The sequence below is a fragment of the Vibrio sp. 2CM40D genome (assembly GCF_023161825.1).
Lineage (GTDB): Bacteria > Pseudomonadota > Gammaproteobacteria > Enterobacterales > Vibrionaceae > Vibrio > Vibrio alginolyticus.
Genome location: NZ_JALNTL010000002.1, coordinates 309,010 through 321,484 on the forward strand (window position 1 = coordinate 309,010; position 12,475 = coordinate 321,484).

Consider the following 12,475-nt stretch of genomic DNA (forward strand, 5'->3'; position numbering starts at 1 on the left):
TGAATCAAACTATATCACTGAATAAAATCGATACCATGCGAGAGTGCTGCTTCGCCTCACGCGATTACCTTCTTACATCAGGTACGACAATTATAATGAGAAATATGAGCCCAATTGCCAGAGACGGCAAGCTACCTCTGCAAAGCAAGAAGGCACCAGAACGTCAGGCAAGTACATTAAATAGCACCGATGCAATGGCAATGGTCGAACATGGCAGTGAAGTGAGCTTAAACGTCACCACCCCCGTTGGTACAAAGTTTATTACAACCAGCACATTTGTTGGCTGTCACTCAAATAATACTGCATTGATAGAGGTTCCGAACATCTCCGATGAAGACTTGAAGTTCTATTTTCAAGAAGGCTTTTGGATCAATGTAAAAGCCTACTCTCATCGAGGTGAAGGGGCCGTTATCCCATTTCGGGCCCAATTACAGCATCGACTAGGCGATCCGTACCCAATTTTGGTGCTAGACCTACCCAACACTATGCAGGTCTTTCAGCTTCGCAAAGAAGTGCGTTACGAAGTAAATTTGAGAGCGCGCGTTTGTTTAGAAGCCTATCGAACTGAATGCGAAATAAGAGATTTATCTCGTAGTGGCTGTCGTTTTGTAACATCACCAATGAGCCGGCCACTTCAGGTTGGTGACCACGTTTCATTGGATCTAACGATGCCCGGAGAGAGTCGTATGCTAGCGCCATTGCGAGGTCGTATTTGTAATTTACAAAAATCAACGCACTATGCTCGCTACGGAATGGAGTTTGATGAGGTTGGTAAAAACAACGCTAAAAACCTCCTCAGTCACCTCAAATTTGATGGTACTAAGCTCACACTAAAAAGATAGATTTGATAACCCCTATCGCTTATCAAGAAGCTTTGAAGTGCTAGAAAACAAGAAACCCCTTACTTTTCAGTAAGGGGTTTTTATTTACTAAGAATAAGGCAGTATCTTAGATAAGAGTCATGACTTAGAAGTCGTAACGTAGACCTAGCGCTAGCTCATCTTTTTCATCAGCGCCTTCGTTATCCATTAGATCGAAGTTGTATGATGCGTAGCCACGGAAGTTAGGCTTGAAGTAGTAAGTTACATCAACAGCTAGGTTTTCTACAGTATCTGCGTCTTCTAGTTCACCTTTGTTGAACGTAGAAGTGAATACAGTTTGACCCATAGTGTAAGCAGCGGCTAGTTCGTAGCCTTTGTAATCAAAAGTCTTACCTGCAACATCCATATCCGCGCCAGTGTAGTTACCAGCGAAGTAGAAGTCACCTACAGAGTATGCAGCTACCAGCATGAACTCATCGCTGTCGTTTTGATCTGCGTAACCAGCACCTAGTTCAAAACCAGTGTTAGCAAACGCGTAAACACCAGATAGAGAGAAGCCATCTTCCTCGTTGTCTGTAAAGCCTTGTGCATCTGTTGTGCGATCAGCAAAACGGTAGCTAGCGCGTACAGCTAGTTGCTCGAATTGGCCTTTGTAAGACAGCATGTTATCTGTACGGTCAGAAACAGGCAGTTTAAGTGCTGCTGTGTTACCGTGGTAAGCCATAATATCAGTAAAGTCAGTAAGAACCACTAGTGCGCCGTCGTTTTTACCGTAAGTTACTTCACCGTATTTGCCACCCAGCCCCGCATAAGCGTAACGAGTTTCAAGACTGTCTGTCTCACCAACTTTGTTACCTTTAGAATCAAATACATCATAAGTTTCAGTTACAAACTCACCTTCCCAAAAACCAACGCCGTATAGGTTTTCATTGATTTCCTGTTTGCCTAGGAAGTTAAGACGGATGCGAGTACGGTCTTCTGCCTTACCATCCATCATAGAAAGACGCGCTTCAGCGCGGCCGCCCATCTCAAGAGAAGTGCCATCTTGGTTGTATAGTTCTGAAGCGACAACTTGAGATCCTGATGCCATTAGCGCCACTGCTACAGCTAAAGTTTTTAATTTCATTGTTATTTTCCATATCATTGTTTTATATGTGTTTTCTCACCAGAAAAACAGGACTTTTCTGTACCAACGAGAAAACTGGCGGCATAGTAGCAGCTATTATTTTTCACGCAACGTGTTGAATAAACAGCGCTTATAGAAGAAAACACCACTTAAAATGGCGATATGAATACCTCTCAACCATCAAGTTATCGGTTGAGTTAAAAAAAATGTTCGCGTCAAAAAAAAATTGACGAAAAAAATGTAAAAACAATATCACAAAACGTGACATCGCCCGCAAAAAATCTTGTTAACTAACTGTTTTAGATAGACTTATTGATAATAAATCCGATTATTACAAACAAAAAAATCCCTGAGCATTCACTCAGGGATTTAGAGATTTGATAAGTAGATGATGAATTAAAGCTTAAAGAAACTTAATTGCTCTTTCTGCTTCTCTGCAAGTAATGAAAGCTCAGTACTCGCACTTGCACTCTGGCTGATGCCCGCTACATTTTGGTTTACAAGCTCCGACATGTTAACCACGTTGCGATTGATATCTTGAGTAACTTGAGACTGCTCTTCGGCTGCGGTTGCTACTTGCGTGTTTGAATCGTTGATGTTGGCGACCGACTCGGTAATTCCAACCAACGCTTCATTCGCTTGTTGCGTCAGCTCGTTGTTGCGGCTAAGCATATCAAGGCTGACTTGCATACTGTCATTCGCCAGCCCAGACTGCGCTTGAAGCTCTTCAATGATCGTTTGGATCTCTTGTGTCGAGTCTTGAGTACGCGCCGCTAGCATGCGTACTTCATCAGCTACTACCGCAAAACCACGACCAGATTCACCAGCTCGCGCCGCTTCAATCGCAGCATTCAATGCTAGCAAGTTGGTCTGCTCAGATACGCCGCGAATCACTTCAATAACATCGTTGATCTGTACAGATTGCTCTTTTAGACGCAAAACAACTTGCGCTGCATCGTTCAATGCTTGAGACATTTGCGCACTTGCTTCCGCACTTTCTTGGAAGATAGCCAAACCTGATTGAGCAAGTCCATCAGCTTCACGCGCAGTTGCGTCAGCAGAGGTCGCGTTATCACTCACATTATTCGCAGTGCTTGCAAGCTCGTTAACCGCAGATGCAACTTGCTCGATCTCCGCCAACTCTTGTTGAGCGTTCGCTTCCGCTTGCGTCATTACCGCAGCCAATTCGGTCGATGCAGATGCAACTTCCTCACTAATACGGGTTAACTGGTCCACAGTGTTGTATAACTGCTCTGCGGTTTGGTTTACATCTTTGCTCAGCTTAGAGATCTCATTGTCCCCATCGACATCTGCACGTACTGATAGATTACCCATTGCTAACTGACGCATCACTTCTTGCAGCTTTTGGATTGGTGTAACAATCATGCCAGATAGGAACCAAGCGCCTATCAATGAGAAAGCAAATACCGCTAAAACCGTCAACATAGCGTTATTTTGCACACGTTCATTTTGCTGATGACTTCTGATAGTAGATTGTTCAGCTTGCTCGTTTACATGCTTTGATAGCGTGTTAATTTGTTGGACCATTTCTCGGCCAACATTGCGATACTCTTTGACAAATGCACGGTACTCGCTATCCGATTTCAAACCTTGATCGTATTGGTTGAAGAAATCAACTGAGCGCTCTGAATATCGCACATAGGATTCAATTGCTTGGCGAACTTTAACGGCATCGTCACGGAATAGGTTTCGGGCTTCAATTGCGCTTAAATCGGCATCAACTTGCTTTAAGCCTTCTTTCAATTCGGTTAGAAAATTCTCACGACGAGAAGCATCGTAAATAGCGTAAACCGCGCTTATGCGCAGAGGGTAAATTTGGTCGTCAATACTCGCCAATGTGTCTTTGTGAAAAACCAAAGATTCTTGGTTGGAAGCAATAACATCTTGCTCTGCTTGAAGATTGTTTTTAGTAATCCAAAGAGCAATAAACAAAACAATCGCGGTAAATAATACCGGAACCAAAATTTGCGTTCGTACTGACAAATTTTTCAGTGATAACTGCATGACAGGGCCTCAGTTGTATGCGTGATGTCTATATCCAAACAAACTCGAGCAGTGCCTATAACAACGTTACTTTTCGGCAGTTTGAATATCTATGCTTCCTTGCGACGGGATAAATCCCAGACGAATAAACAAGTGGCGAATATTAGAGGTCGATCACACTTTTGTCTAGTACAAAAACTCTCCATTTTCAATCTGTTATTGACAATATCCCGACAGTGGCGTCGGGATATTGTCGTTATGATAAATTATGATCACTTATGATGAGATACATTCACATTTAGGACGGTTTCAGCCTATTTTCTCAACGAATTGAGCTTAGCTTGAGCAAGGCCAAAAATGGTATCGATTGGATAAGAACCTTCATCAGTTGGCTCACCAGCAACTTTCCCCGTAAACAATTCGATAGCTTCAGTAACATGGTCAATCGCCCAAATATTAAACTCGCCTTTTTCGACTGCTTTCACGATGTCGGAACGAAGCATTAGATTGTGAACATTAGAGCGCGGAATAATGACCCCCTGCCCGTCATGACGACCTTTAATTACACACACATCATAAAATCCTTCGATCTTTTCGTTTACGCCACCAATAGGCTGAGCTTGACCAAATTGATTCATCGACCCTGTTATCGCAATGTCTTGTCGATTTGGTTGCTTTGAAAAAGCAGACACAACCGCACATAACTCAGCCATGCTGGCACTATCACCATCAACACCACCGTAAGATTGCTCAAAGGTAATGGTTGTCGTTAATGGCACTCGTGCCGTTTTACCAAATACGGAAGATAAGTAGGCAGACAAAATCATTACGCCCTTAGAGTGAATACTGCCTCCCAAATCCACGCTTCGCTCGATATCGATAACATCCCCATCACCGTAACACGTCGTCGCTGTGATGCGATTCGGTGCACCAAACATGTAGTCACTAGTGCTCAATACCGAAAGTGCGTTCACTTGGCCTACGGCTTCTCCTTCGGTGCGAATCAGCGTTGTGCCGTTAATAAAGGTTTCCATTACGTTATCGCGTAATCGGCTTACTCGCATTTCTTGGTTATTGAGCGCCTCTTCAACATGCCCAATACGGATCATGTTAGAGTTAGCTTGACGAGCCACGTAGTTCGACTCTCGAAGCAAGTTGGCGATATTAGCCGAATGTAGAGATAGCTTGGATTGGTCGCCAGACAAACGTGAGCTGTATTCGATGATTCGAGCAATGGCTTTGCGATCGCAATGCAGCATATTATTGTCATGCACCACGCTAGAGATAAAGCGCGCGTAATGCAGCTCAGACTCCGGCGTACGTTTCATTTCGTCTTCGAAATCTGCCGTCACGCGGAACAACTCGCTGAACTCTGGATCGTAATGTTGGAGTAATTGGTAAGTTCGGTAATCACCAAATAAGATAATTTTGATATCAAGCGGAATCGGTTCAGGATCGAGTGATACCGCCCCCGTCAATGTGACTTCTTTTTCTAGAGACGTAAAACTCAATTGACGAGCACGCAATGCGCGCTTCAAACCATCCCAAACGTAAGGCTGTTCAAGTACTTTCTGAGCATCCATTAATAGAACGCCGCCATTCGCCTTATGCAAGCTCCCTGCACGAATCAGCGAGAAGTCGGTAAACACCGTTCCCTTGAAAGTGGCAGTCTCAATCGACCCGAAGAGTGAATGATAGTTGGGATTTTCTTCAACAACGATAGGAAATTCGCTGCTTTTACGGCTTACCAAGACGTTCACTTTATAACGACGTGGCAATTTTTTATCCAAGGATGCCGTCGCAATTTCGCCTTGCTCGCCACTTTGGTCAAGGAAGATATCTGCGTTTTCAACAATATCTTTTTGCAGCTCAGTTAAGTAGGTTTTGATTTCGGAATATTGCGCGTAATCCACTTTGAGTTTTTTGATGAAGTGAGTAATCACATCAAGCGTCACTTCATCATTGAGCTTTTTGATTTTATCGCTGTATGTCTCTTCCCACTCCGTAAGCTCACGAACCATCGAGCGCAATCGCACTTCGAGTTCATCAATAGCATCGCTGAATTGCTCTTGTTCTTTTTTGCTTAGTACATCAAAAGACTCTTCCGTATGAAGCTCATCACCGTTCATGGCGACAAACTGATAATCCCCCTGCGTAGTCAGTGTTAGGCTGATGCCCTTTTCTTTTGCCTCTCGACTAATACGATCCAGCTCGTTTTGTTGCTTAGCTGCCAATTGATTTTTTAATCGCTCAGCGCGGCTAAAGTACATTTCATTGTCGAATGCTAGGGGTAAAGCATTCAATAATTTGCCCATTAAAGCTTCAATATCAACACGTAGCTTATTTCCGATACCACAAGGCAACTTTAATACCTTTGGTGTACGGGTATCCTCAAAGTTCGCAACGTAACACCAATCAAACAGGGCTGCTGCATCGTGCTGGTGACGATTCAGATAGCGCAAGATCATGGTGCGTTTACCTAGCCCATTCTGACCAATGGCGTAGATGTTATACCCTTTCTCTTTGATGGACATCGCAAACTCGACCGCTTTTTGCGCGCGCTCTTGGCCCACGATTTCATCAATTGGAGGTAACTCCTTGGTCGACTTACATGGCATATTCTCTAGATCTGCTACAGAATATAGCTGCTTAGCTTCCAATCTTAGTATTGCCATATCCACTTCCTTTTTTCTTATTTTCGTTATTTGAGTGTAGAGATTATTTGCTTAATTTTAAGTGATTTACCTTCCACCCTAGATTGATTGGACATTTTATGAACACATAAGTGATATTAACACGCACTTGCAATTGATAATCAATTTCATTTAATATCTAAACAAATCAAATGTGTGGAGATGGATATGAATATTGAGCAATGCTGGATGCGCTACTTAAAAGCGGAGCAACTGATGGAACAAGGCCATTGGCCAGAAGCTCATCGTTTATATGACGACGTGCTCAACAATCTACCCAACCACATTCATTTAGCGCTAGAAAATGCACAAACTAAACCTTGCCAGTTTGTATGTCTCATTACGGGGCTTAGAGATGCCAGCGTGACGCAATCAGAGATTCTCAACAAACTCGGCTTACAACATGATGCGTTCTCAATACTCAATCAAACTTACGCGCTATTTCAATTTTTGCAGCTAGAGAGCCATGAACTGATTGAGCGCGTAGGTCACCTACTTGGTCAACAGAGCGAAGACTTGTTAGCTCACATGGCGGCATTTTGCTCTGCCCAACGTAATGCTCAATGGATGATAGAACTCGAGCACGTAACGCGCGCGCATGAGCAGTTCTTACATTTGCAAGCAATGAGTTCGGCAAAAGCTTCGCCTTCTCACCTGTATAATTAATCTAAAGCTCAAGCATTGAGGCCAGCTAGGTTTGTACTGTCCATTGCTTGAGTATCATTTGCTTTATCAACCACAAGGATCTGTGATGTCTTCTAAAACCATTCTTTCGGTGAACAACCTATCAGTCAGCTTTACGACAAACGATGGGATCGTCGATGCAGTAAAGAATGTTAGCTTCGATTTAAAAGCAGGCGAGACGCTGTCCATCGTTGGCGAATCTGGCTCTGGCAAGTCAGTATCAACCAATGCACTGATGAAACTACTGCCAGACAACGCTATTTTTCATGAAAGCTCATCCATCATGTTTGAGGGTAGCTCCATCTTGGATAAAACAGAGCGTGAAATGCAAAGTATTCGCGGTGATCGCATTGGCATGATTTTTCAAGAGCCGATGACCTCACTAAACCCGTACATGCGGGTGGGTATCCAAGTCGCTGAGGCCATCATGTGTCACCGCCCGGTCGACAGACGAACAGCAAAAGCAAAGGTGTTAGAGCTGTTTGAATTGGTTCATATGCCAAACCCAGAAAAAGCGTACAACAAGTACCCACACGAATTTTCTGGTGGTCAATTGCAACGCATCATGATTGCGATGGCACTGATTAACGAGCCCGATATTTTGATCGCCGACGAACCTACAACAGCGTTGGATGTCACGGTTCAAGCAGAAGTGTTGCACCTGATTAAAGAAATTCAGACTCAGATGGGCATGGCAATCCTATTTATTACTCATGACTTAGGCGTCGTAAAACACTTTGCAGACCGTGTCATTGTGATGTGTAAAGGAGAAGTCGTCGAAGAAGGCGAAACGCAAACACTCTTCGAGGACCCAAAGCACGAATACACACGTATGCTAATCAACTCGATTCCTAAAGGCAGTAAGGAGCCTATTAGCGAAAGTGCTACACAGCTTTTAAAGGCCGACGATATACGAGTCAAATTCTTGGTAAAGTCGCATTTTATTGCGAGCAAGAATGAGTACTTCGAAGCGGTAAAAGGCATTTCTCTTGAGCTTAAACAAGGAGAGACCCTCGGGATCGTTGGGGAGTCCGGTTCAGGTAAGTCTACACTCGGCCGAGCTTTGATAGGTCTACTGCCCTCAACTGGCAAAATAGAATATAAAGGCCAAGATATGGCCTTGCTGACAAACAAAGAACGTTTTGAGCTGAAAAAAGACGTTCAGATGGTATTCCAAGACCCTTATGGTTCGCTTTCTCCTCGTATGACTATCGGCGAGATCATCACAGAAGGATTAACTGTCCACCAACCAATGTTGAGTAAAAAAGAACGTATGCAGAAAGCACGCGACGTGCTCCGTGAGGTCCGCTTAGATCCCGCGTCCATCAACCGTTATCCGCACGAGTTTTCAGGAGGCCAGCGTCAGCGTATTGCTATCGCGCGAGCACTGATCCTTGAACCTTCGTTTATTCTGCTTGATGAGCCAACCTCTGCATTAGACCGCTCGGTGCAACTGACAGTGATTGACCTTCTGAAAGATTTGCAGAAAAAACACAATATTGGCTACTTGTTTATTAGCCACGATCTATCAGTAGTTAAAGCACTCTCTGATCGTGTTCTAGTCATGCAAAAGGGCGAGGTCATGGAACAAGGTACGGCCGAAAAGATTTTCCAAAACCCTAAAAATGACTACACGAAAAAACTGATAGATGCCTCATTTGATCTTGAAAACAGTGAAAATCAGCACAATGCGGCTTAGGTTCATCACAGTTTCATATTCATAAACTAGGATTAAGAAAAGGTGATAAATTCATCTTGTCTTAAGAATGGCGTAGCTGCCTTTCGGTTTGGCCGCCGAGACTGGTTGGTTCAAGGGTCAGACTTAGTCAACCTGCCTCAAATACTGGCAAACAGTATGAATTGAGTTCCCCCAACCATGAAAAATGCCGCGACACTGTCGCGGCATTTTTTTATTCTCAGAAGTTTCTAACAACTAGGGCATTAAATCGACTCAATACCCATATTATGTAACGTAAATGCATACACGTCTGTGGTGAGGTCAATTTGCTTACTCAGCGGCATTCCTGCACCATGACCGGCATTAACATCAATGCGTATCAATACTGGATTAGCGCCTTGCTGTTTGTCTTGCAGCTCCGCAATAAATTTGTACGAATGTGCTGGCACAACTCGGTCGTCGTGATCAGCAGTTGTCACCAAGGTAGCAGGATATTGCACGCCTTCTTTTACATTGTGAACAGGAGAGTAACCAAGCAAGTATTGGAACATCGCTTCACTTTGCTCCGACGTGCCATAGTCATACTTCCAGCCTTCTCCAGAAGTAAACGTGTGATAACGCAGCATATCAAGCACGCCAACCGCAGGCAGCGCGACTTTGAATAGTTCAGGGCGTTGCGTCATACACGCTCCAACTAACAAACCACCATTAGAACCACCGCGAATCGCTAGGCGATCCGAGCTAGTGTAGTCGTTTTCAATCAGGTATTCCGCCGCCGCAATAAAGTCATCAAACACGTTTTGCTTTTGCTGCTGAGTGCCTGCGTTGTGCCAGGCTTTACCGTATTCACCGCCGCCTCGCATGTTGGCGACAGCGTATATACCCCCCAACTCTAGCCAGTTGGCTACATTGCCAGAAAACATTGGAGTAAGGCTGATGTTAAAACCGCCGTAACCATACAACATGGTTGGTGCTCTACCATCAAGTGCAATGCCCTTCTTGTATGAGATGATCATCGGAACTTGCGTGCCGTCTTTTGAGGTGTAAAACACCTGTTTTGATTCATACTCATTACGATCGAACGGTGCCTTTGATTCCTGAAACAGTGTCGATTCACCAGATTCGACATCAAATGAGAAAATCGTCGGAGGCGTCACGTAGTTAGTGAATGTGTAATAAAGTGTGGTTTCTTCTTTTTTACCCGCCAGACCATAAGCCGTGCCTTCTCCCGGCAATTGTACATCTCGAATCCACTCACCTTGGTAGTTAAACTGCTGCACTTTAGAAAGCACATCTACCATATAAGTCGCAAACAGATAACCGCCACCTTTGCTGATTTCTAACGGCTGTTCTTGTTCAGCAATCACGTCAGCCCATTGTTCTGTCTGAGTGTTGTAGCTGACAACTTTGCCATTCGGCGCGTCTAGGTTGGTGTAAAGCAGCAAGGTTGCGTCTTGGCTATCAATTAAGTAGGTGTCTCCTTGCGTTGTCTCGCGCAGCGTCACAATTGCCTGTAACTCAGACTGTAAATCAATATAAAACAGACGATTACCCGATGTAGATTCTGCGCCAGAGATAATGAGGAAGCGATCATCTGTCGTCGTCGTACCAGACACATAACGATGAACTTGCGTATCCAACTCACCGAAAATCACTTTATCTTCAGATTGAGGTGTACCAAGTTCATGATAATAAAGCTTGTGATGCTCAGTTCGAGCAGACAACTCGCTGCCTTGCGGCTTATCGTAGCTTGAGTAATAGAAGCCTTTGCTGCCCAGCCAAGAAATCGACGTAAACTTCGCATCAACAATCTCAGGCTCTAGCTGTTCTTTGGTTTCCGTATCAATGACAAAGATCTTACGCCAATCACTGCCCCCTTCCGAGATGGAATACGCGACCAAACGGTAGTCTTTAGAGAAGCTGACTTCGCCAAGAGAGGTCGTGCCCTCTTCGGAGAAAGTATTTGGATCAAGGAAAACCTCGGCTTCTCCCTCGCCTTTACGTCGATACAATACGCTTTGGTTTTGCAAACCGTCGTTTTTGTAGAAGTAGGTGTAGTCACCACGAACAAATGGCTGGGAATATTTTTCGTAGTTTTGACTCTTCGCCACTAAGTCACGGATTTGTTGGCGGTACGGTATCTGACCAAGGAAATCGAAGGTGACCGAATTTTGACCCGAAACCCATTGAGCGGTTTCTTCACTGCGATCATCTTCTAACCAGCGATAAGGGTCGGTAATGTCGTGACCAAAATAAGTGTCCACGACAGAATCTTTACGTGTTTTTGGGTAATGCATAACGTCCGTGTTACTCCGTTGTTTTTATTAAGTTGTTTATCTTCAATCGTTTTATTGCGGTGATTACCTTAGAGCACCCTATTTTGATTTCAACGACATTGTTTTAAATCTATGAAGAACCTAGAAATAATGAGATATCGTTAAGTATCGGTCACGAATGTGCTCAATAAGCAGCTTCACTTTGTTCGGTGGTTGACGAGTAAACGGATACACCGCGTAGATACCCAACTTTTTACCTACTAATTCAGGAAAAATATCCACCAGTTGACCATTACGAATATCGTGATACACCAAACAGCGCGGGACGTAAGCAATACCATGGCCGCCCAGAGCGGCTTTACGTAATGCGGTCGCGTTATCAGTAGAAAAGCAGCCCGATACTTTGACGATGTAATTGCCATCTTCTCCTTTAAACTCCCAATCCGTTGCACCTGTGGTTTGGTAAGCGTATTGCAGACAATTGTGCGTGGTGAGATCAATCGGCTCGATCGGTTTCCCATTTTTCGCAATATAAGAAGGTGACGCGCATACCACCCATTGGGAATCGAGAATATGTCGTGCGATCAAACTAGAGTCGGCTAAGTAGCCAGTTCGAATGACTAAATCGTAACCATCAGCCACTAAATCGACAAAGCGATTATCCAATGACATGTCCACGGTCAGACCCGGATGAAGGTTACAAAATTCGGCAACAGCATCAGCAAGTATCAAATCTCCAGAGATACACGGCACGGACATTTTTATATGACCGCTCACATTCTCTCCAAAGCCTGCAACAGCATCCATAGCCTCCTGAGTGGCCTGCTTCACATTTTTAGCACTGTGGAGTAACACCTTACCTGCCTCGGTCAAGGTTAATTTGCGCGTTGTTCGATATAATAGCTGAGCCCCTATTTCTTCCTCCAACCTCGCCATTCTTTTGCTAACTACCGAATTTGTAAGGTTATTTGCCTCTGCAACCTTACTAAAGCTGCCAAGTTCGATTACTTGAGAAAATAGGATTAAGTCGTCTGCTCTCATACCATTATGTCACTTTTGGAATTAATTATTTTCATTATTTCCCTATATCAACAAAAAATAAAGGAGTAAATTCACGCCAAATTAACAAAACCATTACAACAAAAAGTCACCTCTACAGCGGATTGACACCGTTCGAGAAGTCAGCGTACGAA

General features: G+C 44.0%; 8 protein-coding genes. 3 read left to right on the forward strand and 5 right to left on the reverse strand.

From position 1 onward, the window contains the following. The first annotated feature begins 104 nt into the window (after positions 1-104). Positions 105-842, forward strand: coding sequence for a flagellar brake protein (locus MTF70_RS04770; protein WP_005375123.1), 738 nt, complete (start codon positions 105-107; stop codon positions 840-842). 124 nt (positions 843-966) lie between these two features. Here the strand turns inward: MTF70_RS04770 and MTF70_RS04775 are convergent, their stop codons facing one another. The 3 genes from MTF70_RS04775 to MTF70_RS04785 form a co-directional block, all read right to left on the reverse strand. Continuing rightward, the gene (locus MTF70_RS04775) at positions 967-1,947 is read right to left on the reverse strand and encodes a porin (RefSeq protein WP_042521647.1); all 981 of its coding nucleotides are present in this window, start codon (positions 1,945-1,947) and stop codon (positions 967-969) included. Between the two features lie 396 nt (positions 1,948-2,343). Then, positions 2,344-3,972, reverse strand: coding sequence for a methyl-accepting chemotaxis protein (locus MTF70_RS04780; RefSeq protein WP_042521649.1), 1,629 nt, complete (start codon positions 3,970-3,972; stop codon positions 2,344-2,346). Positions 3,973-4,265: 293 nt separating this feature from the next. Continuing rightward, positions 4,266-6,626, reverse strand: a complete 2,361-nt coding sequence (locus tag MTF70_RS04785) for an ATP-binding protein (RefSeq protein WP_005375118.1) — start codon at positions 6,624-6,626, stop codon at positions 4,266-4,268. A 186-nt stretch (positions 6,627-6,812) separates the two neighbouring features. On the opposite strand from MTF70_RS04785, the gene MTF70_RS04790 reads away from it, so the two are divergent. Continuing rightward, a complete protein-coding gene (locus MTF70_RS04790) occupies positions 6,813-7,310 on the forward strand; it encodes a hypothetical protein (protein WP_017635485.1) in 498 nt (165 codons plus the stop codon). A gap of 85 nt (positions 7,311-7,395) precedes the next feature. Continuing rightward, positions 7,396-9,027, forward strand: a complete 1,632-nt coding sequence (locus MTF70_RS04795; protein ID WP_205461260.1) for an ABC transporter ATP-binding protein — start codon at positions 7,396-7,398, stop codon at positions 9,025-9,027. Positions 9,028-9,269: 242 nt separating this feature from the next. Here the strand turns inward: MTF70_RS04795 and MTF70_RS04800 are convergent, their stop codons facing one another. Continuing rightward, a complete protein-coding gene (locus MTF70_RS04800; protein WP_115386801.1) occupies positions 9,270-11,303 on the reverse strand; it encodes a prolyl oligopeptidase family serine peptidase in 2,034 nt (677 codons plus the stop codon). A 120-nt stretch (positions 11,304-11,423) separates the two neighbouring features. After that, a complete protein-coding gene (locus tag MTF70_RS04805; RefSeq protein ID WP_005375112.1) occupies positions 11,424-12,323 on the reverse strand; it encodes a LysR family transcriptional regulator in 900 nt (299 codons plus the stop codon). Positions 12,324-12,475 lie beyond the last annotated feature (152 nt).

Bases quoted from the DNA above. Each gene is read 5' to 3' on its own strand.
- MTF70_RS04770 (WP_005375123.1), top strand. From the start codon at position 105: ATGAGCCCAATTGCCAGAGACGGCAAGCTACCTCTGCAAAGCAAGAAG.
- MTF70_RS04775 (WP_042521647.1), bottom strand. From the start codon at position 1,947: ATGAAATTAAAAACTTTAGCTGTAGCAGTGGCGCTAATGGCATCAGGA.
- MTF70_RS04780 (WP_042521649.1), bottom strand. From the start codon at position 3,972: ATGCAGTTATCACTGAAAAATTTGTCAGTACGAACGCAAATTTTGGTT.
- MTF70_RS04785 (WP_005375118.1), bottom strand. From the start codon at position 6,626: ATGGCAATACTAAGATTGGAAGCTAAGCAGCTATATTCTGTAGCAGAT.
- MTF70_RS04790 (WP_017635485.1), top strand. From the start codon at position 6,813: ATGAATATTGAGCAATGCTGGATGCGCTACTTAAAAGCGGAGCAACTG.
- MTF70_RS04795 (WP_205461260.1), top strand. From the start codon at position 7,396: ATGTCTTCTAAAACCATTCTTTCGGTGAACAACCTATCAGTCAGCTTT.
- MTF70_RS04800 (WP_115386801.1), bottom strand. From the start codon at position 11,303: ATGCATTACCCAAAAACACGTAAAGATTCTGTCGTGGACACTTATTTT.
- MTF70_RS04805 (WP_005375112.1), bottom strand. From the start codon at position 12,323: ATGAGAGCAGACGACTTAATCCTATTTTCTCAAGTAATCGAACTTGGC.